At 66.7% G+C, this 26,107-nt stretch carries 22 protein-coding genes; 11 read left to right on the top strand and 11 right to left on the bottom strand.

Annotated features, from left to right (window positions below):
- Positions 1-87: 87 nt before the first annotated feature.
- Positions 88-2,388, bottom strand: a complete 2,301-nt coding sequence (gene clpA, locus BX604_RS11105) for an ATP-dependent Clp protease ATP-binding subunit ClpA (RefSeq protein ID WP_098550845.1) — start codon at positions 2,386-2,388, stop codon at positions 88-90.
- The gene (clpS, locus tag BX604_RS11100; RefSeq protein ID WP_006398529.1) at positions 2,385-2,699 is read right to left on the bottom strand and encodes an ATP-dependent Clp protease adapter ClpS; all 315 of its coding nucleotides are present in this window, start codon (positions 2,697-2,699) and stop codon (positions 2,385-2,387) included. Before clpS ends, clpA begins: the two co-directional genes overlap by 4 nt.
- Positions 2,700-3,248: 549 nt before the next feature.
- Here clpS and BX604_RS11090 point away from each other — a divergent pair.
- Complete coding sequence (locus BX604_RS11090; protein ID WP_006478030.1) at positions 3,249-3,452, top strand: cold-shock protein; 204 nt, start codon at positions 3,249-3,251, stop codon at positions 3,450-3,452.
- A gap of 180 nt (positions 3,453-3,632) precedes the next feature.
- Here the strand turns inward: BX604_RS11090 and BX604_RS11085 are convergent, their stop codons facing one another.
- Positions 3,633-5,240, bottom strand: a complete 1,608-nt coding sequence (locus BX604_RS11085) for a multicopper oxidase family protein (protein WP_098552828.1) — start codon at positions 5,238-5,240, stop codon at positions 3,633-3,635.
- Positions 5,241-5,906: 666 nt separating this feature from the next.
- Between BX604_RS11085 and BX604_RS11080 the strand changes: the two genes are divergently transcribed.
- Positions 5,907-6,131 (top strand): hypothetical protein, encoded by a 225-nt coding sequence (locus BX604_RS11080; protein ID WP_043190017.1) that lies wholly within the window; start codon positions 5,907-5,909, stop codon positions 6,129-6,131.
- Positions 6,132-6,260: 129 nt separating this feature from the next.
- Here BX604_RS11080 and BX604_RS11075 read toward each other — a convergent pair whose 3' ends face one another.
- Both BX604_RS11075 and icd read right to left on the bottom strand, forming a co-directional pair.
- Positions 6,261-8,489, bottom strand: coding sequence for an NADP-dependent isocitrate dehydrogenase (locus BX604_RS11075; RefSeq protein ID WP_098550844.1), 2,229 nt, complete (start codon positions 8,487-8,489; stop codon positions 6,261-6,263).
- A gap of 278 nt (positions 8,490-8,767) precedes the next feature.
- A complete protein-coding gene (gene icd / locus BX604_RS11070) occupies positions 8,768-10,024 on the bottom strand; it encodes an NADP-dependent isocitrate dehydrogenase (RefSeq protein ID WP_098550843.1) in 1,257 nt (418 codons plus the stop codon).
- A 277-nt stretch (positions 10,025-10,301) separates the two neighbouring features.
- Between icd and BX604_RS11065 the strand changes: the two genes are divergently transcribed.
- The 5 genes from BX604_RS11065 (at position 10,302) to BX604_RS11045 (ending at position 15,559) form a co-directional block, all read left to right on the top strand.
- Positions 10,302-10,880 carry a pseudouridine synthase gene (locus BX604_RS11065; RefSeq protein ID WP_175801146.1) on the top strand — a complete coding sequence of 193 codons (579 nt, stop codon included), beginning with the start codon at positions 10,302-10,304 and terminating at the stop codon, positions 10,878-10,880.
- A gap of 292 nt (positions 10,881-11,172) precedes the next feature.
- Positions 11,173-11,388, top strand: coding sequence for a hypothetical protein (locus tag BX604_RS11060; protein WP_098550842.1), 216 nt, complete (start codon positions 11,173-11,175; stop codon positions 11,386-11,388).
- A 160-nt stretch (positions 11,389-11,548) separates the two neighbouring features.
- Positions 11,549-12,049, top strand: coding sequence for a DUF192 domain-containing protein (locus BX604_RS11055; RefSeq protein WP_098550841.1), 501 nt, complete (start codon positions 11,549-11,551; stop codon positions 12,047-12,049).
- 218 nt (positions 12,050-12,267) lie between these two features.
- Entirely contained in the window at positions 12,268-14,373 is a 2,106-nt protein-coding gene (gene fusA / locus BX604_RS11050; protein ID WP_098550840.1) for an elongation factor G, read from the top strand.
- Positions 14,374-14,548: 175 nt separating this feature from the next.
- Positions 14,549-15,559: a HoxN/HupN/NixA family nickel/cobalt transporter gene (locus BX604_RS11045; protein ID WP_098550839.1), complete on the top strand. Its 1,011-nt coding sequence runs from the start codon at positions 14,549-14,551 to the stop codon at positions 15,557-15,559.
- Positions 15,560-15,576: 17 nt separating this feature from the next.
- Here the strand turns inward: BX604_RS11045 and BX604_RS11040 are convergent, their stop codons facing one another.
- Positions 15,577-16,422, bottom strand: coding sequence for an aldo/keto reductase (locus BX604_RS11040; protein WP_098550838.1), 846 nt, complete (start codon positions 16,420-16,422; stop codon positions 15,577-15,579).
- Between the two features lie 382 nt (positions 16,423-16,804).
- Between BX604_RS11040 and BX604_RS11035 the strand changes: the two genes are divergently transcribed.
- Entirely contained in the window at positions 16,805-17,551 is a 747-nt protein-coding gene (locus tag BX604_RS11035; RefSeq protein ID WP_057926215.1) for a GntR family transcriptional regulator, read from the top strand.
- Positions 17,552-17,581: 30 nt separating this feature from the next.
- Here BX604_RS11035 and BX604_RS11030 read toward each other — a convergent pair whose 3' ends face one another.
- On the bottom strand, positions 17,582-18,973 hold the full coding sequence (locus BX604_RS11030) for a CoA transferase (RefSeq protein ID WP_098550837.1): 1,392 nt from the start codon (positions 18,971-18,973) through the stop codon (positions 17,582-17,584).
- A gap of 139 nt (positions 18,974-19,112) precedes the next feature.
- Between BX604_RS11030 and BX604_RS11025 the strand changes: the two genes are divergently transcribed.
- Complete coding sequence (locus BX604_RS11025; protein WP_098550836.1) at positions 19,113-20,345, top strand: citrate/2-methylcitrate synthase; 1,233 nt, start codon at positions 19,113-19,115, stop codon at positions 20,343-20,345.
- On the opposite strand, the gene BX604_RS11020 is transcribed toward BX604_RS11025, so the two are convergent.
- The gene (locus BX604_RS11020) at positions 20,318-20,641 is read right to left on the bottom strand and encodes a DUF2917 domain-containing protein (RefSeq protein WP_098550835.1); all 324 of its coding nucleotides are present in this window, start codon (positions 20,639-20,641) and stop codon (positions 20,318-20,320) included. The genes BX604_RS11025 and BX604_RS11020 overlap by 28 nt on opposite strands.
- A gap of 234 nt (positions 20,642-20,875) precedes the next feature.
- Between BX604_RS11020 and mdtD the strand changes: the two genes are divergently transcribed.
- A complete protein-coding gene (mdtD, locus tag BX604_RS11010; RefSeq protein ID WP_098550834.1) occupies positions 20,876-22,312 on the top strand; it encodes a multidrug transporter subunit MdtD in 1,437 nt (478 codons plus the stop codon).
- 180 nt (positions 22,313-22,492) lie between these two features.
- A complete protein-coding gene (locus BX604_RS11005) occupies positions 22,493-23,767 on the top strand; it encodes an EAL domain-containing protein (RefSeq protein ID WP_098550833.1) in 1,275 nt (424 codons plus the stop codon).
- A 15-nt stretch (positions 23,768-23,782) separates the two neighbouring features.
- On the opposite strand, the gene BX604_RS11000 is transcribed toward BX604_RS11005, so the two are convergent.
- From BX604_RS11000 to BX604_RS10990, 3 genes are all read right to left on the bottom strand, one after another.
- The gene (locus BX604_RS11000) at positions 23,783-24,406 is read right to left on the bottom strand and encodes a class I SAM-dependent methyltransferase (RefSeq protein WP_098550832.1); all 624 of its coding nucleotides are present in this window, start codon (positions 24,404-24,406) and stop codon (positions 23,783-23,785) included.
- Positions 24,407-24,516: 110 nt separating this feature from the next.
- On the bottom strand, positions 24,517-25,557 hold the full coding sequence (locus BX604_RS10995) for a 2-dehydropantoate 2-reductase (RefSeq protein ID WP_098552826.1): 1,041 nt from the start codon (positions 25,555-25,557) through the stop codon (positions 24,517-24,519).
- Positions 25,550-26,074 (bottom strand): Mpo1 family 2-hydroxy fatty acid dioxygenase, encoded by a 525-nt coding sequence (locus BX604_RS10990; protein WP_098550831.1) that lies wholly within the window; start codon positions 26,072-26,074, stop codon positions 25,550-25,552. The genes BX604_RS10995 and BX604_RS10990 overlap by 8 nt, the downstream gene beginning before the upstream one ends.
- Positions 26,075-26,107: the final 33 nt, after the last annotated feature.

The raw sequence follows: 26,107 nt of genomic DNA, 5'->3' as shown, positions 1-26,107 counted from the left end.
TGCACCGCCGCGGCGCCGTCGGCGCCAGATAAAACGAAACGGCGCGGAGAACTTCCCGCGCCGTTCGCATGAACAACGAATTATCGCTTACTCGACTTCGACCGTCTCTTCGTTCGGCTTGTGCGGCGGATTCGCCAGCTTGTCGAACGACAACTGCACCTTGTCGCTTTCGTCGACATCGACCGTCACGTGGCCGCCGTTGACGAGCTTGCCGAACAGCAGCTCGTCGGCCAGCGCGCGCCGGATCGTGTCCTGGATCAGCCGCTGCATCGGCCGCGCGCCCATCAGCGGGTCGAAGCCGTGCTTCGCGAGATGCTTGCGCAACGCGTCGGTAAAGAGCGCGTCGACCTTCTTCTCGTGCAGCTGTTCCTCGAGCTGAATCAGGAACTTGTCGACCACGCGCATGATGATTTCCTCATCGAGCGAGCGGAAGCTGATGATCGAATCCAGGCGGTTGCGGAACTCCGGCGTGAACAGACGCTTGATGTCGGTCATCTCGTCGCCCGTTTCGCGGCGCGTCGTGAAACCGATGGTTGCCTTCTGCATCGACTCGGCGCCCGCGTTCGTCGTCATGATGATGATGACGTTGCGGAAATCCGCCTTGCGACCGTTGTTGTCCGTCAGCGTGCCGTGGTCCATCACCTGCAGCAGCACGTTGTAGATATCCGGATGCGCCTTCTCGATTTCGTCGAGCAACAGCACGCAATGCGGCTTCTTCGTGACGGCTTCGGTCAGCAGGCCACCCTGGTCGAACCCGACATAGCCCGGCGGCGCGCCGATCAGCCGGCTCACCGCATGACGCTCCATGTATTCCGACATGTCGAAGCGGATCAGCTCGATGCCGAGCGTGAACGCGAGCTGGCGCGCCACTTCGGTCTTGCCGACGCCCGTCGGGCCGGAGAACAGGAACGCGCCGATCGGCTTGTCCATCTTGCCGAGGCCCGCGCGCGCCATCTTGATCGAGGCGGCCAGCGCGTCGATCGCCGGATCCTGGCCGAACACGACGCTCTTCAGGTCGCGATCGAGCGTCTGCAGCTTGCTGCGATCGTCCTGCGACACACTCTGCGCCGGCACGCGCGCGATCTTCGAGATGATTTCCTCGATCTCGCTCTTGCCGATCGTCTTCTTCTGCTTCGACTTCGGCAGGATGCGCTGTGCGGCGCCCGCTTCGTCGATCACGTCGATCGCCTTGTCCGGCAGGTGACGGTCGGTGATGAAGCGTGCCGACAGCTCGGCCGCGGCCGACAGTGCGCCCGACGAATACTTGACGCCGTGGTGCTCCTCGAAGCGCGACTTCAGCCCGCGCAGGATCGCAACCGTCTGCTCGACGGTCGGCTCCGTCACGTCGACCTTCTGGAAACGCCGCGACAGCGCCGCGTCCTTCTCGAAGATGCCGCGATATTCGGTGAAGGTGGTCGCGCCGATGCACTTGAGCGTGCCCGACGACAGCGCCGGCTTCAGCAGGTTCGACGCGTCGAGCGTGCCGCCCGAGGCGGCGCCCGCGCCGATCAGCGTATGGATCTCGTCGATGAACAGGATCGCGTGCGGACGCTCCTTCAGCTCCTTCAGCACCGTCTTCAGACGTTGCTCGAAGTCGCCGCGATACTTGGTGCCCGCGAGCAGCGCGCCCATGTCGAGCGAATACACCTGCGCATTCGCGAGGATGTCCGGCACTTCGCCGCGCGTGATGCGATAGGCGAGCCCTTCCGCGATCGCGGTCTTGCCGACACCGGCTTCGCCGACCAGCAGCGGATTGTTCTTGCGGCGACGGCACAGCACCTGCACGACGCGCTCGACCTCCGGCTCGCGCCCGATCAGCGGATCGATGCGGCCGTCCTTCGCCATCTGGTTCAGGTTCTGCGTGAACTGCGCGAGCGGCGTTTCCTTCTGCGCATTCGCGTCTTCGCTTTCCGCGCTCGCCTCGGTCGACTTCGCGGCTTCGCCGCCGTTCGTCTTCGCAATGCCGTGCGAAATGAAGTTCACGACGTCCAGGCGCGTCACGCCCTGCTGCTGCAGGTAGTAGACGGCATGCGAATCCTTCTCGCCGAAGATCGCCACCAGCACGTTCGCGCCGGTCACTTCCTTCTTGCCGTTCGACGTCGACTGGACGTGCATGATCGCGCGCTGGATCACGCGCTGGAAACCGAGCGTCGGCTGGGTATCGACATCGTCGGTGCCCGGGACGGTCGGTGTGTTGTCGTGGATGAAATTGCGCAGGTTCTGACGCAGGTCCTCGATGTTTGCCGCGCACGCGCGCAACACCTCGGCTGCCGTCGGATTATCCAGCAGGGCCAGCAGCAGATGCTCGACCGTAATGAACTCATGGCGCGCCTGGCGTGCTTCCATGAACGCCATGTGCAGGCTGACTTCCAATTCCTGGGCAATCATGCTTCCTCCATCACGCACTGCAGCGGATGCCCGGCCTGCCGCGCATGGGTAACGACTTGCTCAACCTTGGTCGACGCGATGTCCCGCGTATAGACCCCACATACCCCTCGCCCTTCGCGATGGACCTTCAGCATGATCTGCGTGGCCGTCTCGCGATCCTTCTTGAAATACTCCTGTACGACCATCACGACGAACTCCATCGGTGTGAAGTCGTCGTTCAGCAGCACCACCTTGTACATCGAAGGCGGCTTGAGCTTCTGCTGCTTGCGTTCCAGGACGGTGCTGTCCTGCTTGTCCGGGATAATCGCCATACACCCATTCTAAACAACTCGGACAGGCCCGCAATCCTGCCATTACCCGACCGACCGGCCGGCGCCCTCCCTGGTTCCCGACGACACGCGATCGTCTTCGTGCCATACGAAAGCCGGCTGCGGTGCCGGCTTTCACGCATGGCGCGGAACACGAACCGTCAGGGGGGAGACCGCACCGGACCTTCGCATCCGCGTCCAGTATCCCACAAGCCGGGACGACTCGATCGCGTGTCACTCGAGCCTGGTATATGAGCCGATTATGCGACTTTTCAAGTCCGCGCGCTTGGCGGCATGCTGCAAAGCAAAGCCGGAAAAACCCTGAAAATGGGTTCTTTACAACGGCCCTCTAACCGTCTAAAAATTCCTCTTGACACTCAAATAAAGAGCGCCAACAATCAAGCTGGCACTTTTTTCAATTCGCCAGTTAGTGAAATGAAAGAGGCCGATGGTGAGCTTGTGAGGGGGAAACGGCCGCATTTGCCGGTCGTTTAGCTTTTCGAGCGTGCTCGTGGTAAGTAGCAGCGACTGTATGACAGGGGAAGTAGGAAAATGGCAACTGGTATCGTTAAGTGGTTCAACGACGCGAAGGGCTTCGGTTTCATCACTCCCGACGAGGGCGGTGAGGATCTGTTTGCGCACTTCTCGGCTATCACCATGAATGGCTTCAAGACGCTGAAGGAAGGCCAGAAGGTGAGCTTTGACGTCGTTCAAGGACCGAAAGGCAAGCAAGCGTCGAACATCCAGGCCGCATAAGGCATCGGATATCGGACGAAGAAACCCGGCATTGCGCCGGGTTTCTTTTTTTTCAGGCCGGCCACTCGTTAATTCGATTGGCCGGCCTTTTCGTTCAATCCCGATAATTGAACACATATTGTCTTGTTGCACGCGCAGATCGAATGCGTGTCATTCGCGTGAAACATATTCGACGTCTCGTTACACGACCTTCAGCGTGCCCATCATGCCGAGATCCTCGTGTTCGAGAATGTGGCAGTGAAACATGCGCTCGCCAGGCATGTCTTGCGACACGTGTATCGTCACGGTTTCGCCGCTGCGCACGTTCACGGTATCGCGCCACGCACGGAACGGTTCGCTCGTGCGCGCACCATCCGATGCACGCTCGATCACCTGGAATTGCGTGCCATGCAAATGGAACGGGTGGTCCATGTCGGTCGCATTGCGGATGTCCCAGCGCTCGATGTCGCCGCGGCGGCTCGTCAGCGTCGCTCGGTGCGGCGCGTAGGTCGCGCCGTTGATCATGAAGCGCATGCCCGCCGGGCGGCCGTGCGCCGGACCGTTCATCATCGCGTCCATGTCCATCGCCTCGCCGAACTCGACCATCTTGCGCGCGACCGGCTCGCCCAGTGCCGGCACCGCGCGCAGCGTCGCGGGCAGTGCACGGGCGGCCGCCGGCGCGAATGTGACGTCGGCGAGTGCCAGCGCCGGATCGGGCGGCAGGCTGCCGTGGCCGTCGTCGTGCGACATCGCCATCTTGTGGCGGTCGTATTCGGCCGCCTGCAGCACCGAGCGTGACGCACGGTCGCCCGCGCGCACCAGCAGTTCGGCGCGCTCGCCGGGCGCGAGCAGCAGCGACGTGACCTGGCGCGGCGCATCGAACAGCCCGCCGTCGGTGCCCGCATGCTCGAAGGTGCGGCCGTCGTCGAATGCGACGCGCAGATAACGCGCGCTGCAGGCATTCCACACGCGCCAGCGCTCGTCGCCCGCCACGTCGATCCGCGGCCGGCGCACGCCGTTGATCAGCACGAACTGGCCTTCGCGGCCGTTCATCCAGTCCATCATGTCGTTCGGCGGGATCGTGCCGTCACGGGCGAGCTTCAAGTCGGACACGAACAGGTTGCGCTCGGGCCAGCCGGCGAGCGGATCGTCGGCAGCGCGCACGACGAACGGGCCGGCCAGCCCGCGGAACACCTGCTCGGCCGTCATCATGTGCGGATGCGGGTGATACCAGTAAGTGCCGGCGCTGCCCTTCGGCAGCGTGAAGCGGTACACGCGCGACGCGCCCGGCGCCACGGGATCGGACGGATTGCCGTCCTGGTCGGGCGGCACGGGTAGCCCGTGCCAGTGGATCGTCGACGGCTGCGGCAGCTTGTTCACGAAACGGATTTCGACGGTGTCGCCCTCGCGCACGTCGATCAGCGGGCCGACGACCGGCCCTTGCGTGCCCGTGCCGAACTGCCAGAACGTCGTCGGACGCGTGCCGTGCAGCAGCGGACGCGCGACCGGCTGCGCGACCAGCGTCGCGCGGAACGTGCCGGCTTCGCGGCTTTCGTTCGCGAGCGTGCGCAACGATGCGAGCGGCGCGCCGGCAGGCAGCGCGTCGGGCGCCGCGAGCGCGGCCGGCGCCGGCTTGCCGTGCTGCGTGTGGCCGGCCATCCCCGACATGCCCGACATCCCGGGCATGTCGTCCATCTGATCCATGCCGGCCATACCCGCGTGGCCGGCATGCTGCGCCCACGCGGTGCGCGTGAACAGCGATGCGGCCGCGATGCCGATGGCGTGCGACAGGAAGGTTCTCCGTATCATCAATCGTTCCTCGTTATTCATTATTGGTGCTGCGTCGCGCGGCCGCCGCAACGCGAAGCCTGATGCCCGCGTCATCATAACCGCAGCCCCTGAACGAAACACCGCGACACCGGACGAGCGGCGATACGCCGCAGCACGCAGGCTCGCCGGACGAATCGGCGGCGGTCGCGCGACACCGTCGAGCGCGTGTGCGCGTCGCTATTTGCACGCGCTGTATTGACGTGTGCCAAGCTCGTCAGTCGCCGCCACCGCCCTCCTTTCCAATCCCTTACGCAGGCCGGTCCGCGCCCGTCTCCCGACCCGCGATCGGCCCGCCGCATTCGGCCGATTCGCGAATCCGTCGATTTTTCACGATGTGGAACAAGTCACTGCCTTATAAAAATTCGTGGTGCGAGGCACAAATTCGCTGTTTCGCGATGCCAAAAACCGTTCCGCAATACAAAATACACAAAATAAATTGCTGTTTTTAAACGAAATTTTTTGTTTCGAGAAAGCGTTCTACGCGCACCATCGGATGCGGTCGCGGACGTAGACTTTGTTCCATGCACTGACGCTTCGCCACGACGTTCGATACGGAACCCGGCGCAAGCAGCCAGTCGGGCCACAGCCGGATGAGCCGGCGGGCGGCACAACAGAATCGCTTGTGATCAGAAAGGGAGAACGGAAATGAAGGGATTTCGCTTTGGTTCAGCGCTCGGGTCGTTCTACATCCTGCCGGGTAACGGCGGCTGGGAAGCGACGTTCGGCAACGCCCTGCTCGGCGCGTTCTCGTGCCCGGAAGTGGCGGCCGACCACATCTCTCGCGGCGACTGCGAACAGCCGTCCGAACTGGACACGGCCACGCTGGAAGTGCCGCACGAAATCGCCGAATGGGAAATCGTTCACGTCTGAATGACACGCCTGCAACAAAAAACGCCCCGGGCGACCGGGGCGTTTTCATGTTCGGCGCGACGGCGAGCCGCGAGGCCCGCCGTGTCGGCTGTCGCCGTTGCCGTGGCGCGCGCGGTGGCGCGGCCGGCGTCAGGCGACTGCGTCGACGATGCCGTTCAGCGTTGCGCTCGGGCGCATCGCCTGGCTCGTCAGCTCGACGTTCGGACGGTAGTAGCCGCCGATCGCCTGGGCCGTGCCCTGCGCGGCCGACAGTTCTTCCAGAATGCGCGCTTCGTTGTCGGACAGCGACTTCGCGACGCCTTCGAACTGTGCCTTCAGCGCCGCATCTTCGGTCTGCTCGGCCAGCGCCTGCGCCCAGTACAGGCACAGGTAGAAGTGGCTGCCGCGGTTGTCGAGACCACCAACCTTGCGTGCCGGCGACTTGTTCTCGTCCAGGAACTTGCCGGTCGCCTGGTCGAGCGTCTTCGCGAGCACGAGCGCCTTCGGGTTCTGGTAAGCGTGGCCGAGGTGTTCGAGCGACGCGGCGAGCGCGAGGAATTCGCCGAGCGAATCCCAGCGCAGGAAGCCTTCTTCGACGAACTGCTGCACGTGCTTCGGTGCCGAACCGCCCGCACCCGTTTCGAACATCCCGCCGCCGGCCATCAGCGGCACGATCGACAGCATCTTCGCGCTGGTGCCGAGTTCCATGATCGGGAACAGGTCGGTCAGGTAGTCGCGCAGCACGTTACCCGTGACCGAGATCGTGTCCTTGCCCGCACGGATGCGATCGAGCGAGAAACGCGTCGCGTCGACCGGCGTCATGATGCGGATGTCGAGGCCGTTCGTGTCGTGATCCTTCAGGTAGCGTTCGACCTTCGCGATGACCTGCGCATCGTGTGCACGTGCCGGATCGAGCCAGAACACGGCCGGTGCGCCGGTCGCGCGCGCACGGTTCACCGCGAGCTTGACCCAGTCCTGCACCGGTGCGTCCTTCGTCTGGCACATGCGCCAGATGTCGCCCGACTCGACCGCGTGCTCGAGCAGCACGTTGCCCGCTTCGTCGGTGACGCGCACGACGCCGTCGGCCGGGATCAGGAACGTCTTGTCGTGCGAACCGTATTCTTCGGCCGCCTGCGCCATCAGGCCGACGTTCGGCACGCTGCCCATCGTGACCGGGTCGAACGCGCCGTGCTGCTTGCAGTCTTCGATCACGGCCTGATAGACGCCCGCGTAGCAACGGTCCGGAATCACGGCCTTCGCGTCGTACAGCTGGCCGTCCGGGCCCCACATGCCGCCCGAGTCGCGGATCATCGCCGGCATCGACGCGTCGACGATCACGTCGCTCGGCACGTGCAGGTTGGTGATGCCCTTGTCCGAGTTGACCATCGCGAGGCGCGGGCGCAGCGCGTATTCGGCCTTGATGTCGGCTTCGATCGCTTCGCGCGTGTCGGCCGGCAGTTCCTTCAGGCGTGCGTACAGGTCGCCGATGCCGTTGTTCGGGTTGAAGCCGGCCTGCGCCAGCACGTCCGCGTGCTTCGCGAGCGCGTCGCGGTAGAACACCGACACGAAGTGACCGAACAGGATCGGGTCCGAGACCTTCATCATGGTCGCCTTCAGGTGCACCGAGAACAGCACGTCCTGCGCCTTCGCATCGGCGATCTGCGCTTCGATGAAGCTGCGCAGCGCCTTGCGGCTCATCACCGATGCGTCGATGATTTCGCCGGCCTTCACGGCCGTCTTTTCCTTCAGCACCTTCTTCACGCCGTCGGCCGTCGTGAGTTCGATCTTCACGCTGCCTGCATCGGCGATCAGCGCCGACTTTTCGCTGCCGTAGAAGTCGCCTTCGCTCATGTGCGAGACGTGCGCCTTCGACGTCGACTTCCATGCGCCCATCTTGTGCGGGTGCTTGCGTGCGTAGTTCTTGACCGACAGCGGTGCGCGGCGGTCGGAGTTGCCTTCGCGCAGCACCGGGTTCACCGCGCTACCCTTGATCTTGTCGTAGCGAGCCTTGACCGCCTTCTCTTCGTCGGTCGACGGATCTTCCGGATACGCCGGCAGCGCAAAGCCCTGCGCCTGCAGTTCGGCGATCGCGGCCTTCAGCTGCGGCACCGATGCGCTGATGTTCGGCAGCTTGATGATGTTCGCTTCAGGCTTCAGCGTGAGCTGGCCCAGTTCGGCCAGATCGTCGGAACCCTTCTGCTCCGACGGCAGAGCGTCGGCGAACGCCGCGATGATGCGGCCGGCGAGCGAGATGTCGCGCGTTTCGACGGCAACGCCGGACGAACGCGTGAAGGCCTTGACGATCGGCAGCAGCGAATAGGTCGCGAGCGCGGGCGCTTCGTCGGTGAGGGTGTAGATGATCTTGGGCGAAGTGGACATGGTCGATGCGTTGCTACGTGAAAGTGGGGCTGGGAGCGCCGGCGGTAACCGGCGGGTAGCGACCGGGTGGGTCGCGAAAGGGGCGCGCCGGCTCAGCCGGGCGATGGTGTTGCGAGGGCCGTCATGTTCTACCTTGCAGGGCATCCGGGCCGCATCGCGGCGCCGCGGCCCGCATGCCGGACCACCCTGCCAACAAACCTGCCATCCATGAAACGCTCCGGCGCCGGCAGTCAGCGCCGGGGCGGCCGGCAATCGGCCGGCCCACCCCGGAAGGGGTCTTACATGTTCTCGATCAGCACTTCGCCGAAGCCGGAGCACGACACCTGCGTCGCGCCTTCCATCAGGCGCGCGAAGTCGTACGTGACGCGCTTCTGCAGGATGGACTTCTCCATCGCCGCGATGATCGTGTCGGCTGCTTCCGTCCAGCCGAGGTGGCGCAGCATCATTTCCGCGGACAGGATTTCGGAACCAGGGTTCACGTAATCCTTGCCCGCGTACTTCGGCGCCGTGCCGTGGGTCGCCTCGAACATCGCGACCGAATCCGACAGGTTCGCGCCCGGCGCGATCCCGATGCCGCCGACCTGCGCGGCCAGTGCGTCGGAGATGTAGTCGCCGTTCAGGTTCAGCGTCGCGATCACGTCGTATTCGGCCGGGCGCAACAGGATCTGCTGCAGGAACGCGTCGGCGATCGAATCCTTGATGACGATCTCGTTGCCCGTCCGCGGGTTCTTCACGCGCATCCACGGGCCGCCGTCGATCAGCTCGCCGCCGAATTCCTTCTGCGCGAGCGCGTAGCCGGCGTCACGGAACAGGCCTTCCGTGAACTTCATGATGTTGCCCTTGTGCACCAGCGTGACCGACTTGCGATCGTTGTCGATCGCGTACTGGATCGCCTTGCGCACGAGACGCTCGGTCCCTTCGGTCGACACGGGCTTCACGCCGATCCCCGAGGTTTCCGGGAAGCGGATCTTCTTCACGCCCATCTCGTCCTGCAGGAACTTGATGACCTTCTTCGCCTGCTCGGAACCCGCGGCCCATTCGATGCCCGCGTAGATGTCTTCCGAGTTCTCACGGAAGATCACCATGTCGATCTTTTGCGGCTCGCGCACCGGCGACGGCACGCCCTTGAAATACTGGACCGGGCGCAGGCACACGTACAGGTCGAGCTCCTGGCGCAGCGCCACGTTCAGCGAACGGATCCCGCCGCCGACCGGAGTCGTGAGCGGACCCTTGATCGACACCACGTATTCTTTCAGCACCTGCAGCGTTTCGTCCGGCAGCCACACGTCCGGGCCGTACACCTTCGTCGCCTTCTCGCCCGCGAAGATCTCCATCCAGTGGATCTTGCGCTTGCCCTTGTACGCGTGCGCGACCGCCGCATCGACGACCTTGATCATGACCGGCGTGATATCGAAGCCGGTGCCGTCGCCTTCGATATAGGGAATGATCGGCTGATCGGAAACGTTGAGCGTAAAGTCCTTGTTGACGGTGATCTTGTCACCGCCCTCCGGTACCTTGATGTGCTGATACGGCATGATCGACTCCAGTGACGTGGCTGAGCAGGTGATGCTGGTCGAAACTGCGCACGCGGCGAGGCGGCCTTGCCACCCCGTGACGGCAACAGCGAGCCGCTATTCTAGCGCCCCAACCGGGGGCGGCGGCACGAAGCGCGGCGCTGCGTATCAAGTCTCCCCTTATGTCTTATATAAGACAGAGGACTTGCCGTTCCGTATTATGCATTAAGATTCCGCTATTTGCCATAGACCGCCCGCCCCGCTTCCCCTTGCGGCACGCCGGGCTCGCCGCCTCGCCATGACCCTGATCGCCCTCAACAAGCCGTTCGGCACGATTTGCCAGTTTTCCGCGCACGAGACGCGGCCGTCGCTCGGCGACTGGGTAAAAACGCCCGGCGTCTACCCCGCCGGCCGGCTCGATGCCGACAGCGAGGGCCTGCTGCTGCTCACCGACGACGGCGCGCTGCAGGCACGCATCGCGGAGCCGCGCCACAAGCTGGTCAAGCGCTACTGGGCGCAGGTGGACGGCGCGCCGGGTGCGGACGACCTGAAGGCGCTGGCGCGCGGCGTCGACCTGGGCGACTACGTGACGCGCCCGTGCCGCGCCGAATTCATCGAGCCGCCCGACGCGCTGTGGCCGCGCAACCCGCCGATCCGCTACCGCGCCGCCATTCCGACCACATGGATCGAGCTCGCGATCACCGAAGGCAAGAATCGGCAGGTGCGCCGGATGACGGCCGCGATCGGCTTCCCGACCTTGCGTCTCGTGCGCGTCGGCATCGGCGCACTCGACATATTCGCGCTCGGCATTGCACCGGGCGAAACAATGACCCTGCCGCCACGGGCCCCGTGGGACGGTTTCGCGCACGGCGCATGACCGCGCCGACAACTTTCGATTCTTTTCGTCATCTTTTTCGTCAACCGACGGCGAAGATCGCGCGTTAAACCACGCAGATGCCACCCTTAGCTATCCGGCATTGGCAGCCGAACAGGTATTTGCGTGTTTGCGTCACGAAAGCGACGCTTTCTTCGAATACGATTCGGCGCCCGCAGCGCAATGAGAAATTTCTCGAAGCGTCTGTCAACCGAAAGGTGGATGGCACCGTTAGACGACATGACTCCATATTGCCGGGTCATTTGGTTAATTAACTAAAGCTGAGGAACACAACATGAACAAACTGATCGCCGCTCTGGTCGCTGGCCTCTTCGCAACGGCTGCTTTCGCACAAGCATCGGCTCCGGAAGCTGCTCCGGCTGCTGCTGAAGCTGCTTCGGCACCGGCAAAGCACGCTGCCAAGAAGCACGCACACAAGAAGGCACACCACAAGGCAGCAAAGAAGGCAGCAGCAAGCGAAGCAGCAGCTCCGGCAGCTGCATCGAACTAAGCAAGCTGGCTGTAATAACGCAGTCAAGAACACGCAGTCTTGCCGTTCTTACGGCGTTGAAAGGCAGATCACCGCAAGGCGATCTGCCTTTTTCTTTTTTGTGCCCGCCTGCGCGCTTCGCGTACCATGCGGGTCTCGTTTTCCCGATAGGAGCCCTGCTGTGCGATTCTCCCTGCGCTCGTCGCTCGGCCGCCTTGCGCGCGCCGCCGTGTTTCCCGCCGCGCTCGCCGTGCTCGCACTCGGCATGCAGACCGCCAGCGCGCAAATGCCGCCCGGCGCCAAGCAGCCGAGCGAATTCCCGCGCGTGAAGCTGCGCGCCGGCATGTACGTGATCGACGCGGCCGTCGCCGCGAACGACCCGGACCGCGAACAGGGGCTGATGTACCGGTCGCAGCTCGCGCCGAACGAAGGCATGCTGTTCGTGTTCAACGAAAACGCCGTGCACTGCTTCTGGATGAAGAACACGCTGATCCCGCTGTCGATCGCGTTCGTCCGCGCGGACGGCACGATCACCGACATCGACGAAATGCAGGCCGAGACGACCGACAACCACTGCCCGCGCAACAACGGCGTCTATGCGCTCGAAATGAGCAAGGGCTGGTTCGCGGCGAAAGGCATCAAGCCGGGCATGAAGCTCGACGGCCTGCCGAAGTCCCAGTAACGGCCTTCGCGGCGGCACCGCCGCGCGTCGACCGAAGCCGGCCGCCCGTTGCGCGCCGGCTTTTTTTCGCCTGCCGGCGGCCGCGCCCGCCTTGATTCGGCAAACGCTGCCCGCATCTGCAAAAGCCACGGACAAGCGCTATCCTTTAAATCTCGCTTGCTTCCAGTCCGGGCCGCCGCAGTCGGCCCGCTTACGATCCGAACCACCAGGAGGTTCACGTGCCCCGCAAAACCCCCATCGAGCGCTATCGCAATATCGGGATCAGCGCTCACATCGATGCCGGCAAAACCACGACGACCGAGCGCATCCTGTTTTACACCGGCGTGAGCCACAAGATCGGTGAAGTGCACGACGGCGCGGCCACGATGGACTGGATGGAGCAGGAGCAGGAACGCGGCATCACGATCACGTCGGCCGCGACCACGGCCTTCTGGAAGGGCATGGCCGGCAACTATCCGGAACACCGCATCAACATCATCGACACCCCCGGGCACGTCGACTTCACGATCGAGGTCGAGCGCTCGATGCGCGTGCTAGACGGCGCGTGCATGGTCTACGACTCGGTCGGCGGCGTGCAGCCGCAGTCCGAAACCGTGTGGCGCCAGGCGAACAAGTACAAGGTGCCGCGCATCGCGTTCGTCAACAAGATGGACCGCATCGGCGCGGACTTCTTCCGCGTGCAGCGCCAGATCGGCGAGCGCCTGAAGGGCGTCGCGGTGCCGATCCAGATTCCGATCGGCGCGGAGGATCATTTCCAGGGCGTCGTCGATCTCGTGAAGATGAAGGCGATCGTGTGGGATGACGAAAGCCAGGGCGTGAAGTTCACGTACGAAGACATCCCGGCGAATCTCGTCGAGCTCGCGAACGAATGGCGCGAGAAGATGGTCGAGGCCGCTGCCGAAGCCAGCGAGGAACTGCTCGAGAAGTATCTGCACGACCATGAATCGCTGACCGAGGACGAGATCAAGGGCGCGCTGCGCAAGCGCACGATCGCCAACGAGATCGTGCCGATGCTGTGCGGCAGCGCGTTCAAGAACAAGGGCGTGCAGGCGATGCTCGACGCGGTGATCGACTACCTGCCGTCGCCGGCCGACGTGCCGGCGATTCTCGGTCACGACCTGCACGACAAGGAAGCGGAACGTCATCCGAACGACGAGGATCCGTTCTCGTCGCTCGCGTTCAAGATCATGACGGACCCGTTCGTCGGCCAGCTGATCTTCTTCCGCGTGTATTCGGGCGTGGTCGAATCCGGCGACACGGTGCTGAACGCGACGAAGGACAAGAAGGAGCGGCTCGGCCGGATCCTGCAGATGCACGCGAACGAGCGCAAGGAAATCAAGGAAGTGCGCGCGGGCGACATCGCGGCGGCCGTCGGCCTGAAGGAAGCGACCACCGGCGACACGCTGTGCGATCCGGCTAACCCGATCGTGCTCGAACGCATGATCTTCCCGGAGCCGGTGATCTCGCAGGCCGTCGAGCCGAAGACGAAGGCCGACCAGGAAAAGATGGGCCTGGCGCTCAACCGTCTCGCCCAGGAAGATCCGTCGTTCCGCGTGCAGACCGACGAAGAATCGGGACAGACGATCATTTCCGGGATGGGCGAGCTGCACCTCGAAATCCTGGTTGACCGGATGAAGCGCGAGTTCGGCGTGGAAGCCACGGTCGGCAAGCCGCAAGTCGCCTATCGCGAGACGGTGCGCACGCCCGCGAAGGACGTCGAGGGCAAGTTCGTCAAGCAGTCGGGTGGCCGCGGCCAGTACGGCCACGCGGTGATCACGCTCGAGCCGAACCCCGGCAAGGGCTACGAGTTCGTCGACGCGATCAAGGGCGGCGTGATTCCGCGCGAATACATTCCGTCGGTCGACAAGGGTATCCAGGAAACGCTGAAGAGCGGCGTGCTGGCGGGCTATCCGGTCGTCGATGTGAAGGTCACGCTGACGTTCGGTTCGTACCACGACGTCGACTCGAACGAAAACGCGTTCCGGATGGCCGGTTCGATGGCCTTCAAGGAAGCGATGCGCCGCGCGAAGCCGGTGCTGCTCGAACCGATGATGGCCGTCGAGGTGGAAACGCCCGAGGACTTCATGGGCAACGTGATGGGCGACCTGTCGAGCCGGCGCGGCATCGTGCAGGGGATGGAGGACATCGCGGGCGGCGGCGGCAAGCTGGTGCGCGCCGAAGTGCCGCTCGCCGAGATGTTCGGCTATTCGACGTCGCTGCGCTCGGCCACGCAAGGCCGTGCGACGTACACGATGGAGTTCAAGCAGTACGCGGAAACGCCGGCCAACGTGTCGGAAGGCGTGATCAACGCGAAAGTGAAGTAAGCGACGGGGCCTTGCGCCCTGCCGCGGCAAGTCGAAGCCCGTCCGGTTCCGGACGGGCTTTTTTTCGTCCGCCGAACGCATCGACGCGCGCGGCCGACATCGCGTTCGATCGGCCCGCCAGGCATTTTTTTCGCATGCCACAATACATCGCGATTCGTCCGATGGAACCCTCACGATGCCCCCGACCCCTGCCCTGCGCCGCCTGCTGATGCTGTATGGCGGCCTGATCGCCGCGAACGTCGCCGTGTGGCTCTGGGCGCTCGCGGTGCTGCACGACCATCCGCTGCTGCTCGGCACCGCGGCGATCGCGTACGGCTTCGGGCTGCGTCACGCGGTGGACGCCGATCACATCGCGGCGATCGACGTCGCGACGCGCAAGCTGATGCAGAACGGCCAGCGTCCGCTGACCGTCGGCCTGTTCTTCTCGCTCGGCCATTCGACGATCGTGATCGCCGCCACGCTCGGCGTCGCGGCGACCGCGTTCGCGCTGCGCGACCGGTTCGATGCGTTCCGCGACATCGGCGGCACGATCGGCACGGCAGTGTCGGCAACGTTCCTGCTGATGCTCGCGTGCATGAACCTGATGATCCTGCGCGACGTGTGGCGGCGCTATCGCGGCGCGCCGGAGCATGCGCACGACGCCGCGCACGTCCATCGTCCGGCCGGCCTCGTGTCGCGGCTGCTGCGGCCGCTGTTTCGCTTCGTGTCGAAGAGCTGGCACATGTACCCGGTCGGCGTGCTGTTCGGGCTCGGATTCGATACCGCCACCGAGATCGGCCTGCTCGCGATCGCTGCCGCGCAGGCGAGCCAGGGACTGCCGATCTACGCGGTCATGCTGTTTCCCGCGTTGTTTACGGCCGGCATGACGCTGATCGACTCGACCGACAACGTGCTGATGATTCATGCATACGGATGGGCGATGGACGACCCGCATCGCAAGCTGCTCTACAACGCGAGCATCACGCTGGTGTCGGCCCTCGTCGCGCTGGCGATCGGCGGAATCGAGGCCGCCGGCCTGCTCGCCGACAAGCTGTCGCTGACCGGCCCCGTGCGCGATGTGCTCGACGCGCTCGGCGAGCGCTTCGGCACGATCGGCTACGGCATCGTCGCGCTGTTTCTCGTGTGCTGGATCGCGTCGATCCTGTTCCATCGCTGGCAGCGCGCAGCCGACGCGCCGGCGCGCTGATCGGCGCGCGGCATCGTTCAGAGCATTTCGAGCGCGCGCTTGCTGCGCGGCGGACGGAAATACGCGTCGAGCTGCGTGCGTTCGTCGTCGCTCAGCACGAGATCGAGCGCCGCGCGATTGTCGCGCACGTGTTCGAACCGCGACGCCTTCGGGATCGCGAACACGCCCGGCTGCGCGAGCACCCACGCGAGTGCGACGCGCATCACCGACACGCCGCGCTGCCGCGCAATCTCGTCGAGCGGCGAGTGCTTCGGCAGCCGCCCGTGGTCGACCGGGCTGTAGGCCATCGCCGGCATCCGGTGCTCGGCAAGCCACGGCAGCAGGTCGAATTCCGGGCCGCGCCGCGCGATGTTGTAGAGGATCTGGTTGGTCGCGCACGCGCGGCCGCCCGCCTCGTCGACGAGCTCGGCCATGTCGGACGTATCGAAGTTGCTTACGCCCCAGTGACGGATCTTGCCCGCGCGCCGCAGCGCCTCGAAACCTTCGACCGTCTCCTCGAGCGGCACCGAGCCGCGCCAGTGCAGCAGGTACAGGTCGAGGCGATCGGTACGCAGGCGCTTCAGGCTCGCATCGCACGCGGCGACGACACCGCGCCGGCTCGCATGATGCGGATACACCTTGCTGACGAGAAACACGTTGTCGCGCACCCCGTTCAACGCTTCGCCGACGAGTTCCTCGGTCGCGCCTTCGCCGTACATCTCGGCGGTGTCGACCAGCGTCATCCCGAGGTCGATACCTTCGCGCAATGCGGCGATCTCGTCCGCGCGGCGGCCCGGCCGCTCGCCCATTTCCCAGGTGCCCAGGCCAAGCTTCGGGATCGTCTCGCCGTCCGGCAGGACGACCGTCGCGATCGTGTCTGTCATGCGCTCCTCTCTGCAGGTTCGTGGCCGCGCATCGCGGCCGAAGCGTCCAGTACGACGCCAGGTTCTCTCTACCGATGTCGCGCGCGGACGAATGCGCGAAATCGCTCGCCGTCGAACGGGACCAGCAACGCACCACGCCACCATGCGGGCGATTTCAGGCATGCCGTGGACGGCTTTCAGATCCGGCGTTGCCACGACAACCTGCTGCGCGCGCCACGCGGCGGCCGGCCGTTCTCGTGTCACCGCATGCGCGTGACGCGGACAAACCGCACCGTAGTGTAGTCAATCGACGTGCCGCCTACCTATTACACGGCAAAAACCGGCTATTAACGGCGCAGCATGATGACTTAGAATGGCCGGCAACCTGATCGATACGCATCCCATGAAGGCACCCACGGACGACCGCTGGCAGGACCTGCGCCCCGACCCCGACAACGACACGCCGCTCTACCTGCAGCTCACCCGCAAGCTCGGCGACGCGATCCACGACAATCGCTGGGCAGCCGGCGAGGCGCTGCCGTCCGAACGCGTGCTGTCCGAAGCGCTCGGCGTGTCGCGCATCACCGCGCGCAAGGCGATCGCGCTGCTCGTCGAGCAGGGGCTGATTCGTCGCACGCAGGGCGCGGGCAACTTCATCCAGCCTCGCTACGAGGATCCGCTGTCGCGGCTGTCGAGCTTCAGCGAGATGCTCGAGCGCCGCGGCTTCAAGCCGAGCTCGCAATGGCTCGAGCGCGAAATCCAGCCGGCCAACCGCGACGAAGTGATCCAGCTCGGGCTGTCGCCGGCCGCGTCGGTCACGCGGCTCAAGCGCCTGCGCCTGGCCGACGGCATCGTGATGGCCGTCGAAAACTCGACGTTCCCCGCCACGCTGATTCCCGATCCGCAGGCGATCGGCGGTTCGCTGTACAGCTATCTCGAAGCGCGCGGCACGCCGATCGTGCGCGCGTTGCAGCACTTTCGCGCCGTCAACGCGACCGACGAAATCGCGCAGCAGATGGGCATCGCGCCGCACGACGCGCTGCTGCTGATCACGCGGATCGGCTATACGGCCGACCAGCGCGCGATCGAGCTGACCGATACCTACTGCCGCAACGACTACTACGACTTCGTCGTCGAACTGCGCAAGTAACGACCGTCACGCCGGCTGCAGCGCCGGCGCTCACAGCCAGCGTGCTTCGTCCGTGCCGAGCGGCACCGGCGGCCGCGCAAATCGCGGCGGCGTCGCCGACAGGTGCTCGGCAGGACGCACGGCATCGAGCGCGCCGAACGGCGACGCCGTCCGGTCGAGCCGGTCGCGTACGTCGTCGAGCGTCAGGTCCGGCGCACGCAGGCCGTCCGGCACCGCGCCGAGCGATTGCAGCCAGCGCCCCGTCTGCGCGAGCGACAGCCGCACGTGCCAGCTTCCGCCTTCCGTCGCGCGGCGAGCGAGCGCGATCATCGCGCCGAACGCCGCGAGATAGCCCGTCGCATGATCGAGCGCCTGGCACGGCAGGTGGCGCGGCCCCACCTCGTGCGCGGCGTGCTGCTCCTGCCATGCGATGCCGCTCGCCGACTGCACGAGGCTGTCGAAGCCACGCCGCGTCGACCACGGCCCCGCATGGCCGTACGCCGACACCGACACGCAGACGATCCCGGGCCGCAACTCGGCCAGCGCCTGCGGCGAGAACCCGCGCGCCGCGAGCGCGCCCGGGCGATAGGCTTGCAGGAACACGTCGGCGTCGCGCGCGAGATCGCGCAGCGCAGCGACACCCGCCGTCTCGCGCAGGTCGATCCACGTCGAGCGCTTGCCGCGCCCGTTGTCGATCACGAGCGATGCGATGTTCGGCAGGTGCGGGCCGTTGACGAGCAACGTCTGTGCGCCGTGCGACGCGAGCGTGCGACCCGCGACCGGCCCCGCGATGATGCGGGTGAGGTCGAGCACGCGTACGCCGGCGAGCGGTTGATCGGGCTCGCCGCGACCGATCGCCTCGACGGGCGCATCGCCGATCCGTTCGATCTCGAACAGCGGCAGCGATGCGATCGCGCGCGCCTGGTCGTGCGCTGCCCATTCCTCAGGTGTTCTGATCAATGCCGCGCAGAGGCCGGCCTCGGCCAGCGCGGTATCGAGTGTCGCGCCGTCCCACGTGCGGATCGCCGCGGCGACCTCGTCGCGCTGCGGGCCGCAGCCGAGCACGTCGAGAATCCCGTGCAGGTGATGCGGAAAGTTTGCGTGCAGCTGGATCCAGCGACCGTCCCGCGTGTCGTAGAAACCCGTCACCGGATGACGCGGCTCCGGCGCCGGGCCGTCGTCCACGCGCAGATAGCGCTCGCTGCGGAACGCGACGAGCGCGTCGCGCACCGACACGTCGACGCGCTGCGCGACGCCGGTGCGCAACCGGTGGCATTCGGCTGCCGCAAGCCCGACTGCCGCGATCGTCGATGCGGCCAGCATGCCGACCTGGAACGTCGACGGCAACGTCGGGTCCTGCCCTGTCACGGTCGCGCGGGCAAGCGCACCAGGCTCGCCGTGCGCGAGCTGCCACAGATGGGTCAATGCGAGTTCGGGTGCCATGGTGCAAGCGGGCGGTTGAGGAGATGGAATCGAGTCTAGAATTCGCAACAGATGCGATCAATCTTGATAGCGCGAATCAATACATAACGAATAGTTGTAACCGGGCCGCGCTTCATGCGCCCCGACAGGAGCGATCGGCATGACGTCCCTCAGCGCGCCGGAAGCGGCCGGCATTCTCGGTGTCAGCGTGAGCACCCTCTATGCGTATGTGAGCCGCGGCCTGCTGCGCTCGCTGCCTGACGGCGCGAGCAAGCGCCGCATCTACGACGCCGACGAAGTGCGGCTGCTCGCGCGCCGCCGCGCCGACGCGAAACGCGCGGGTGGCGTGGCTGAACGCTCGCTCGACTGGGGCGTGCCGGTGCTCGAATCGCGGATCACGCAGATCGCCGACGGCTGCCTGCGCTATCGCGGCGCCGATGCGATCGCGCTCGCCCGCGACGCGACGCTCGAGGAAACGGCCGCGCGGTTATGGGATTGTCCGCCTGCGCGGCTTGCAGCCGCATCGCTGGCGGCGGCCGGCTTCGATACCGTGCAATGGGACGAGTGGGCAGGCCGCTGGGCGCATCTCGCCCCGCTCGAGCGCACGCTCGTGCTACTGCCGGCCGCAGCCGCCTCGCTGCCGCGCCGGTGGGCGCAGGGGCGCGACGCGCAGCTCGAAGCGGCGTCGCTGCTGTTGCGCATCGCGACGGCCGCGCTGGCCGGCATCGCACCGAACGACGCACCCGTGCATCGACAGCTCGCGAGCGCGTGGCGCATCCGGCGGCGCGACGAAGCCGACCTGCTGCGCCGCGCGCTCGTGCTGTGTGCCGATCACGAGCTGAATCCGTCGACCTTCGCGGTGCGCTGCATCGCATCGACCGGCACGCACCTGTTCGGCGCGATCGCGGGCGGGCTCGCCGCGCTGTCCGGCCCGCGCCACGGCGGCGAGACGTTCCGCGCGGGCGCCTTGCTCGACGAAGCGGCGCGCGCCGCCGATCTCGATCGCTACCTTGCGCTGCGCCTCGCGCACGACGAGCGCGCGGACGGCGCGCGCACGATGCTGTCCGGTTTCGCGCATCCGCTCTATCCCGACGGCGATCCGCGTGCGCGCGCGTTGCTCGACGCGCTGCATGCCGCGCTGCCCGAGCAGCCGGCGTTGCGCGCGGCCCGTGCGCTCGCCGCGCGCGTCGAAGCGGCGACCGGCTTGCGGCCGGCGATCGATTTCGCGCTCGCGGTACTGGAGCGCACGCTTGCGCTACCGGGCGGCGCCGCCTTTACGCTGTTCGCGGCCGGCCGCACCGCGGGCTGGATCGCTCACGCGCTCGAACAGTATGCGGACGGCAAGCTGATCCGGCCCCGTGCACGCTACGTCGGCAGCGACGCGCCCGCCTGAGCGCGGCCGCTGCGCCAGGCGGCGACCGTGCGCCGCCATCCATGCGCGGCCTGCACGGCCGGCGCCGGCTGCGGGCCGAACGAAAACACCGCGCCGCCCGCCGCCGCACTGATCCATACGCGCATGCCAGGCAACAGAGCCAGCGATTCGCCGGCGCGCAGCCAGTGATCGTCGAGGCGACCTTCGACCGTCACCCACAGGTCGCCATCCGCAACCAGCAGCGCGGTGCGATCGACGATGCGCCACCGCCCGGCCGGCTCGTTGCCGTCCATCTCGTAGAGTCGCAGTTCGCGCATGGCCGCCTCCGGATCGCGTGGGTTCGATGACACCAGTATTTCGGACGGTGGCAGCACACGGACAGGTACGCCTGCAGACAGTTTCGGCTGAACTGTACCGGCCTGTCGGCGGATCAGTATCCGGCCGCGGCCGCAGCCGGCCGATTTGGCGCATCCCGTGATGGGGGCCGATCCTGCGAGGCACGGCGGCTTTGCCTACAATGTCGGCTGTCCCGCGCCACCGGCCAAGCCTTCATGTTCCAACGCCCACCCGCCGCCGCTCCCGGCGAAAAGAACCTCACCGTGATGCTCTGGCTCGTTGCGACGGGCTTCTTCATGCAGACGCTCGATTCGACGATCGTCAACACGGCGTTGCCGTCGATGGCCGCGAGCCTCGGCGAATCGCCGCTGCGGATGCAATCGGTCGTGATCGCGTACTCGCTGACGATGGCGGTGATGATCCCCGTCTCGGGCTGGCTCGCGGACACGTTCGGCACGCGGCGCGTGTTCTTCAGCGCGATCCTGGTGTTCTCGCTCGGCTCGCTGCTGTGCGCGAACGCGCATACGCTGCAGCAGCTCGTCGTGTTCCGCGTCGTGCAGGGGGTCGGCGGCGCGATGCTGCTGCCGGTCGGACGGCTCGCGGTGCTGCGCACGTTCCCGGCCGAACGCTACCTGCCCGCGCTGTCGTTCGTCGCGATTCCCGGGCTGATCGGCCCGCTGATCGGGCCGACGCTCGGCGGCTGGCTCGTGAAGATCGCGTCGTGGCACTGGATCTTCCTGATCAACGTGCCGGTCGGCGTCGCCGGCTGCATCGCGACCTTCTACTCGATGCCCGATTCGCGCAACCCGGCGGTTGGCCGCTTCGACCTGAAGGGCTATTTTCTGCTGACGATCGGGATGGTCGCGATCTCGCTGTCGCTCGACGGCCTCGCCGATCTCGGGATGCAGCACGCGGCCGTGCTGGTGCTGCTGATCCTGAGCCTCGCGTGCTTCGTCGCATACGGGCTGTACGCGGTGCGCGCGCCGCAGCCGATCTTCTCGCTCGAGCTGTTCAAGATCCATACGTTCAGCGTCGGGCTGCTCGGCAACCTGTTCGCGCGGATCGGCAGCGGCGCGATGCCGTACCTGATTCCGCTGCTGCTGCAGGTGAGCCTCGGCTATTCGGCGTTCGAGGCCGGGCTGATGATGCTGCCGGTCGCGGCAGCCGGGATGTTCTCGAAGCGGCTCATCACGCGGCTGATCACGCAGCACGGCTACCGCAAGGTGCTGCTCGCGAACACGATCATGGTCGGCGTGATGATGGCGAGCTTCGCGCTGATGCGCGACACGGTGCCGGTATGGGTGAAAGTCGTCCATCTCGCGCTGTTCGGCGGTTTCAACTCGATGCAGTTCACCGCGATGAACACGCTGACGCTGAAGGATCTCGGCACCGGCGGCGCAAGCAGCGGCAACAGCCTGTTCTCGCTCGTGCAGATGCTGTCGATGAGCCTCGGCGTCACGGTCGCGGGTGCGCTGCTCGCGACCTTCACCGGCATGCTGCGCACGGTGACGCCGAGCAACACGCTGCCCGCGTTCCATGCGACGTTCATCTGCGTCGGGATCATCACGGCCGCGTCCGCGTGGATCTTCGCGCAGCTCGCGCCGGAAATCCGCGGCCGCGCGCACAAGACCGACCCGTCCGAACGCGCATGAGGCACGGCGCGCACCGCGGCACACACCACGCCGGCGCGCCACGCACCAGGGCGGTGCAGGCCGGCTGCCGCGCGCGGCGGCAGCCGGTCGCGACGGGCCACCGCACGGGGCCCGATGCCGCGCATGCTTCTTGCTGGCCTATTCTGTAGGTAAACTGGCAGTCTTCCTTCGGCCGACATCATGAGCATGATCGACATCGATCCCCCTGGCTTCCAGCCGCCCCGCCCCGTCGCCGGCGACGACGGCAAGCGGCGCACCGTGCTGTACGGCGCGTACACCGTGTTCAGCGTGTTTCAGCCCGTGTTCTCGGTGTCGCACCGCCGCGCGATCGGCTATCACGCTTCGCTGCGCGCGCACGACGAGGAAAGCCGCCAGGTCGCGTCGCACGAAGTGTTCACGCAGGCGGCGCGGCGCGGCGACCTGCTGGAGCTCGGCCGGCTCGCCGAATCGCTGCATCTGGGCAATTTCCACGCGTTCGACAGCCATGACGAATGGCTCTTCCTGAGCCTGCATCCGGCCGCGCTGATGGACACGATCTACGGCGACGCGCTGCTCGCGAACCTGAAGGCGCTCGGCCTGCCGCCGCATCGCGTGGTGCTCGAGGTGCCCGAACAGGCGGGCGGCGAGACGCCGCGCTATGCGGCGATCGTCGACGGACTGCGCAAGGCCGGCTTCCTGATCGCACTCGGCGGCTTCGGCGCGAAGCATTCGAACATCGACCGCGTGTGGCACCTGCATCCCGACATCGTGTCGCTCGACCGCGGGATCCTCGCGCAGGCGAGCGAGCACTCGCACCTCGAGCGCGTGCTGCCCGGGCTCGTGTCGCTGCTGCACGAATCCGGCCAGCTCGTGCTGATGGGCGGGCTCTCGACCGAGCGCGACGCGTTGATCGCGCTCGAATGCGACGTGGATTTCGTGCAGGGGCAGTATTTCGCCGGGCCGAGCGTCGACCCGGTACAGCCGCAGGCCGCGGCCGGCTGCATGGATACGCTGTCGGCCGCGTTGCGGCTGCGCGTCGCGCAGCGCGAACGCACGCAGGCGGAGCGCCTGGCGCCGTACATCGCCGCGCTGGAGGAAGCGAGCCGCAAGCTCGCCGCGGGCGAGCCGCTACTCGATGCAGCTGCGGCGGTGCTCGGGCTGCCCGAAACCGCGCGCTGCTTCCTGCTCGACGCGTCTGGCCGCCAGATCGGCGACAACGTGCTCGCGCGCGGCAGCGTCTCGCAGCGCGCCAAACGCTTCCGGCCGCTGCTGCATTCGGAAGGCGCGAGCTGGGAGCGCCGCCCGTACTTCATCCACGCGATGCGTGCGCCGGGCCGCGTGCACGTGACGCCGCCGTACCTGTCGATCAACGAAGCGCACCTGTGCGTGACCGGCTCGGTCGCCGCGACGGCCGCGACCGGCATGCAGGTGCTCTGCGTCGACATCAACTGGGAAGCGGCGCTCAGCCGCGAATGAAGGTGCGCGCCGCGCTCATGCGGCGCCATCGGCAGCGAGGCCGGTGCCGGCCCGGCGCGCGATCAGCCGGTGCACGCGCTTGCCGGACGACGAACTGACCACCTCGTGCTCGTCGATCACCTGCATGCCGGCGCCGAGCGCCGCATGCATCCGCGCAGAATCGAGCGGCGTGTACAGCCGGCCGCGCTCGTCGCGCAGCGCGCCGTTGCCGGCCACCCGCCAACTGAGATACAGCGTGCCGCCGGGTACCAGCAGCGCGGCCAGCCGTGCCGTGGCCGCGGCCGCATCCGCCTGTTCGAGATGCATCACGACCGTTTCGCACAGCACGTTGCGAAACACGCCGGACGGCACACCGGCCAGCGCCGGCAGCGCGGCCAGTTCGAAGGTCAGGCCGGGATGGCGCCGGCGCGCCTCGTCGAGCAGCGCGGCGCTCGCGTCGTAGCCGCGCACGTCGAATCCGCACGACGCGAGCCACGCGGTGTCGCGCCCGGCACCGCAGCCGACGTCCGCGGTCAGCCCCGGCGAGAAATGCTGCTCGAGCAGCGCGTACATATCGTCGGGCGCGGCCTGGTCGAGCCAGTCCTGCGCATATTGCGCGGCATGGGCTTCGTAGGCATCGAGAGTCGGGCGATCCACCATGGCGATTGCTCCGCGTACGCGTCCGGTCTTGTGACGCACTCCGCATCTTAGCCGTTGTGCATCGTGCGTGGCGTGCGCGGCGCAGGCCTGCCGGGAGCACACCGTCGCCGCTACGCCGCGTGCGGCGCCTGCGCGGACAGCGCCGCCCACAGCGCTTCGCCGGACCAGGCCGGACGCGCTGCCGCCGCTTCGGCCGCGCGAACGAGCGCGCACAGCCGCGCATTGACCGGCGCCTGCGCGCCGAAGCGCGCAGCCAGCCGCACGATCTCGCCGTTGATCCACTCGACTTCGGTCGCGCGGCGCGCGGCAAGATCGTCGGACATCGACGAGCGCGCGAGCGGATCGATCGCGAGCATCCGGCCGCCGAGCGCGCGAAACACCGGATCGGGCAGCGCCAGCACCACGGGGAGCCACGCGTTCGGCAACGGCGTCAGCCGTGCCGGCCGGATCGCGGCGCGCGCGAGCCAGTGCAGGGCTTCGCGCTGCGCAAGCGCCAGGCAGCGCCGGTACGCGCGCTGCGAGAGTTCGTCGCGCAGCGGCAGGTTGGCCAGCGCATTGACGGCGTTGTTCAGGTTCAGCAGCAGCTTCGCCCATTGCACCGCGCGCATGTCGCGGTGCAGCGCGAGCGGCAGCCCGGCGCGGGCGAAGGCGTCGGCGAACGGCTGCAGCGCGGGCGACACCTCGGCCGCGAGCACGCCGGCCGAGCCCTGGTGGAACGCGCCCGGCCCGCGCTCGATCACGTTGAACGGCACCATGCCGGTCAGCACGATCGCGTGCGGCAGCGCGTCGCGCAGCACGTCGGCGTTGTGCAGGCCGTTCTGGAAACTGGTCACGACCGTGCCGGGCCGCAGCACACCGGCCAGTTGCGCCGCCGCGTCCTGCGTCGCGGCCGACTTCACCGCGACCAGCACGAGCCGCGCCGAAGCCGCGATAGCCGGATCGGTCGAAAACGCGACGTCCGCCGGCGCAAGCTGCGCGCGATAGCCGCGCCGGTCGGTCAGGGTCAGCCCGTGCGCGCGCACCGCATCGGCGATCCGTGTCCGGCCGACGAACGTCACGTGCGCGCCCGCCGCCGCGAGCCGGCCGCCGAGATAGCAGCCGATCGCACCCGCGCCGAACACGCAGACCGACGCAGCCGACACGTCAGACATGCGAGTGCGCGCCGCCGTGCACGGGCCCCGAGCGCCGCTCGACTTCGCGGCGCACATCGTTGCGCAGCCCCGCGAAGAACGCGACTTCGGCGACAACGAACAGCGGCCCGACCATCAGGCCGACGAGATCGTCGACGAACGCGGGCTTGCGCCCTTCGAACCAGTGCCCGACGAACTGCACGATCCAGCCGACCACGAACGCGCCGATGCCGACGCCGAGCCATTGCGCGGTCGGCAGCAACGCGAGCGTCTGCGCGGCCCACAGCCCGAGCGCGAACAGCGCGGTCATCACGCCCCCGAAGCGCAGGTCGAGGCGCAGGTAGAACACGGCGAACGCCACGGTGAGCAGCAGCGCCGGCGACAGCGCGACGCCGGCCAGCATCCCGAGCGCCGGCCGCGACAGCAGCACCTCGACCGCGAACACGATCATCGGAATGCCGACCAGGTGCGTCGCGATGTTGCGCGCGTCGCGGTGGTAGGCCGCGTACTGGGAAAGGTGGTCTTCGAGCGTTTTCATGGTGTCTCCTGAACGATCATTGAGCGCTATGAT

Origin of the sequence: Burkholderia sp. JKS000303 (genome assembly GCF_002563755.1) — a bacterium.
GTDB lineage: Bacteria > Pseudomonadota > Gammaproteobacteria > Burkholderiales > Burkholderiaceae > Burkholderia > Burkholderia anthina_B.
Note: the sequence above shows the minus strand (reverse complement) of the source record. Positions and strands in the feature narration are given on the sequence as shown.

Coding starts and splice junctions, on each gene's coding strand:
- clpA (WP_098550845.1), bottom strand. CDS start 2,388: ATGATTGCCCAGGAATTGGAAGTCAGCCTGCACATGGCGTTCATGGAA.
- clpS (WP_006398529.1), bottom strand. CDS start 2,699: ATGGCGATTATCCCGGACAAGCAGGACAGCACCGTCCTGGAACGCAAG.
- BX604_RS11090 (WP_006478030.1), top strand. CDS start 3,249: ATGGCAACTGGTATCGTTAAGTGGTTCAACGACGCGAAGGGCTTCGGT.
- BX604_RS11085 (WP_098552828.1), bottom strand. CDS start 5,240: ATGATACGGAGAACCTTCCTGTCGCACGCCATCGGCATCGCGGCCGCA.
- BX604_RS11080 (WP_043190017.1), top strand. CDS start 5,907: ATGAAGGGATTTCGCTTTGGTTCAGCGCTCGGGTCGTTCTACATCCTG.
- BX604_RS11075 (WP_098550844.1), bottom strand. CDS start 8,489: ATGTCCACTTCGCCCAAGATCATCTACACCCTCACCGACGAAGCGCCC.
- icd (WP_098550843.1), bottom strand. CDS start 10,024: ATGCCGTATCAGCACATCAAGGTACCGGAGGGCGGTGACAAGATCACC.
- BX604_RS11065 (WP_175801146.1), top strand. CDS start 10,302: ATGACCCTGATCGCCCTCAACAAGCCGTTCGGCACGATTTGCCAGTTT.
- BX604_RS11060 (WP_098550842.1), top strand. CDS start 11,173: ATGAACAAACTGATCGCCGCTCTGGTCGCTGGCCTCTTCGCAACGGCT.
- BX604_RS11045 (WP_098550839.1), top strand. CDS start 14,549: ATGCCCCCGACCCCTGCCCTGCGCCGCCTGCTGATGCTGTATGGCGGC.
- BX604_RS11040 (WP_098550838.1), bottom strand. CDS start 16,422: ATGACAGACACGATCGCGACGGTCGTCCTGCCGGACGGCGAGACGATC.
- BX604_RS11035 (WP_057926215.1), top strand. CDS start 16,805: ATGAAGGCACCCACGGACGACCGCTGGCAGGACCTGCGCCCCGACCCC.
- BX604_RS11030 (WP_098550837.1), bottom strand. CDS start 18,973: ATGGCACCCGAACTCGCATTGACCCATCTGTGGCAGCTCGCGCACGGC.
- BX604_RS11025 (WP_098550836.1), top strand. CDS start 19,113: ATGACGTCCCTCAGCGCGCCGGAAGCGGCCGGCATTCTCGGTGTCAGC.
- BX604_RS11020 (WP_098550835.1), bottom strand. CDS start 20,641: ATGCGCGAACTGCGACTCTACGAGATGGACGGCAACGAGCCGGCCGGG.
- mdtD (WP_098550834.1), top strand. CDS start 20,876: ATGTTCCAACGCCCACCCGCCGCCGCTCCCGGCGAAAAGAACCTCACC.
- BX604_RS11005 (WP_098550833.1), top strand. CDS start 22,493: ATGAGCATGATCGACATCGATCCCCCTGGCTTCCAGCCGCCCCGCCCC.
- BX604_RS11000 (WP_098550832.1), bottom strand. CDS start 24,406: ATGGTGGATCGCCCGACTCTCGATGCCTACGAAGCCCATGCCGCGCAA.
- BX604_RS10995 (WP_098552826.1), bottom strand. CDS start 25,557: ATGTCTGACGTGTCGGCTGCGTCGGTCTGCGTGTTCGGCGCGGGTGCG.
- BX604_RS10990 (WP_098550831.1), bottom strand. CDS start 26,074: ATGAAAACGCTCGAAGACCACCTTTCCCAGTACGCGGCCTACCACCGC.